Origin of the sequence: Paracoccus sp. (in: a-proteobacteria) (assembly GCF_039808215.1) — a bacterium.
Classification (GTDB): Bacteria; Pseudomonadota; Alphaproteobacteria; order Rhodobacterales; family Rhodobacteraceae; genus Paracoccus.
Genome location: NZ_JBDHSP010000161.1, coordinates 1 through 2690 on the forward strand (window position 1 = coordinate 1; position 2690 = coordinate 2690).

The window sequence follows — 2690 nt, forward strand, 5'->3', positions numbered from 1 at the left end:
AGGTCGCGATCGAAGATCTCGGCATAGTTGCCGACCTTCTTGATGACGTTGTAGGCCCAGTCATCGGCGAGGCCGAGGCCCTTGCCCATGCCCGGCGTGGCGCCGAGGAACTTCGCCACCTGCGGCGAGGTCGGCTTGGCCTTGATCTCGTCGACGTTCTGGGAGGTGATGCCTTCCTGCTCGGCGAACAGAAGCGCGGAGAGCGTCCAGTTGGCGACGTCGACCCAATTGTCGTCGCCCTGCCGCACGATCATCACCTCGGGCTCGACCGCCAGCACGTCGGGCAGGATGACGTGGTCCTCGACCTTGCCCTTGGCGATGCGGGCGATGGCCAGCACCGGGCCCCATTGCGCATACATGTCGCAGCGGCCGGAGAAGTAGGCCTGCTCGAGTTCTTCCGTCTTCTCGATGACGACCGGCTCGAGCTTGATGCCCAGCTTCTGGGCGTAGGCGGCGACCTGCTGCTCCTGCGTGGTGCCGGCCGGGATGCAGATCGAGCCGCCGTCGGCGTCCTTGAGCGACTTCAGGTTGAGCTCCTTGTGCGCCATCACCTTGGTCGTGCCGAGATAGTAGGACATCGAGAATTGCAGCCCGAGCTCGGTGTCGCGCGACAGCGTGCCGCCGGAGGCCTTGATGACGATGTCGACGTCGCCCGATTGCAGCGAAGGCCAGCGCTGCGCCCAGCTGATCGGAACGATCTTGAGCTTGGACGGGTCGCCCAGCACGGCCGTCGCGACGGCCCTGCACAGGTCGATGTCCATGCCCTTCCAGTTGCCCTTGTCGTCCACCTCGGCGAAGCCGAGATAGGAGCCGTCATGGCCGGTGCAGTTCAGCACGCCGCGGGCCTTCACGGCTTCGAGGGTCTTGCCGGCTTCGGCATGGGCCGGCGCCGAGATCTGCATGAGGCCGAGCGCGAGGGCGGCCGCCCCCCATTTGAGTGTTCTCATCGTCATTCTCCACTGTTGAGTTGTCCGTTTTCTTGTTGTTGGGGCCGCTGCCGGCCCGTCAGGCAAAGCCGTCCTCAGTCCGAGAGCGGTATCGGCTTCGGCAAGGGAGAGGCCTTCAGGTCGCCTCTCCAATCCTGTTGCGAGAGCCAGCGGTGCAGCGCCGCGACGGCCTTCACCCGCAGATGGCCCTTGGGCACGACGAGGTAGAAGCCCGGCACCTCCTCGGGCTTCATGTCGGTCAGCGCGTCGCGGCCGAGCGGCGCCACCAGCGCGCCCGAGCGGAAATCCTCCTCGGCGTCGATCACCGAGACCAGGCCGACGCCGATGCCCTGGAGCGTGGCGCGCCGCATGGTGGCGGCGTCGTCGAAGCCGATGCTGCGGTCGCTGTCGGTCGTCTCCACGCGCAGGTGCCGCAATATGTCGGGCCACAGGCGCTTCGACTTGACCGTGTCCAGGAGGGTGAAACGCGTCAGGTCCTGCGCGGAGGCGATCCTTTCGGCGATCGGCGGCGTGCAGCAGATGATCTTCGGGTCCGGCACCAGCAGCGTGGTCTCGTAGTCCTGCCAGCGGCCGTAGCCCCATTGCACCGTCATGTCGATGTCGTCGCGCCCGAAGTCGGGCAGGTCGACCATCGTCGTCAGCCTGAGGTCGGCGCCGGGCAGGATCTCCCGGAACAGCGACAGCCGCGGCAGCAGGTAGTGCGTGGCGAAATAGGGGCTCGCATTGAGGTTGATGCGGTCCCGGTGCACCGATTTCGTCACCCGGCGAACGCCCTCGGCGAATTCGTCGAACCCGGCCTTGACGTAGTGCGAAAGCAGGATCGCCGATTCCGTCAGCTCGATTGAGCGCCCCTTGCGCTCGAACAGCGGCACCTGGAGCGTGTCCTCCAGAAGCTTGATCTGCTGGCCGACCGCCTGCGGCGTCACCAGCAGCTCGTCGGCCGCCTGGCGGAAACTCCTGCGCTGCGCCACGGCGTGGAAGACGCGCAGCGCGTTGAGAGGCGGAAGGCGCAGCTTGTTGCCGGTCGTCGTCAATTCCGCTCCTCTCCCTCCCGCGTTGCCGGAACGAGGCGCGGACGGCGGCGATCGGTGGCCGCCGCCGTCCGTCGGCTCATGCGTATATGTAGCCGCCCGAAACGATGACCTGCTCGCCGGTCATGAAGGTGTTCTTCGGGCCGCCCGTCATCAGCACCCATTCGGCGATCTCGGCGGGTTCGGCTCCGCGTCCCAGCGGGTTTGCCTTGGCGAGTTCCTCGAGGAAACCGAGAGCCTTGGCCTTTTCCGTCGCCATGCCGGCGGGGGCGACGGAGTTGATCAGGATGCCGTCCTTGGCGAACTGATGGGCGAAGGAGCGGGTGAGGCTGACGACGGCGGCCTTCGTCGCGGCGTAGTGGGCGTTCTGCGGATGGGCCTTGAACGCGTCGACCGAGGTCAGGTTGACGATGCGCCCGCGCACCCGGCCCTTCGGCTCCTGCGCCTGCATGTGGCGCACCGCCGCGACCATCATGTGGTAGGTGCCCTTGATGTTGATGCCGTTGGAGGCGTCCCATTCCGCGTCCGTGATCTCGAGCAGCGGCCGGCGCGGGTAGATGGCGGCGCAGTTGACCAGCGTGTCGACGCGCCCGAGCCTGGCGGCGATCGCGTCGAAGGCGGCGTGGCACTCGGGGCCGACCTGGATGTCGCATTTGGCGGACGCGGTCGGCAGCCCCTTCGCCCGCGCCGGCTCCAGGGCGGCCTCGGCCGC

3 protein-coding genes are annotated in these 2690 nt (G+C 67.3%); all 3 read right to left on the minus strand.

Annotation, left to right across the window (positions count from 1 at the left end; translation table 11 throughout):
• On the minus strand, positions 1-947 hold a 947-nt coding region (locus WMK75_RS18975), incomplete at its 3' end, for an amino acid ABC transporter substrate-binding protein (protein WP_347269131.1).
• Positions 948-1021: 74 nt separating this feature from the next.
• Positions 1022-1981 carry a LysR substrate-binding domain-containing protein gene (locus WMK75_RS18980; RefSeq protein ID WP_347269132.1) on the minus strand — a complete coding sequence of 320 codons (960 nt, stop codon included), beginning with the start codon at positions 1979-1981 and terminating at the stop codon, positions 1022-1024.
• A 76-nt stretch (positions 1982-2057) separates the two neighbouring features.
• Positions 2058-2690: SDR family oxidoreductase (locus WMK75_RS18985; RefSeq protein WP_347269133.1), on the minus strand; the 633-nt coding region annotated here is incomplete at its 5' end.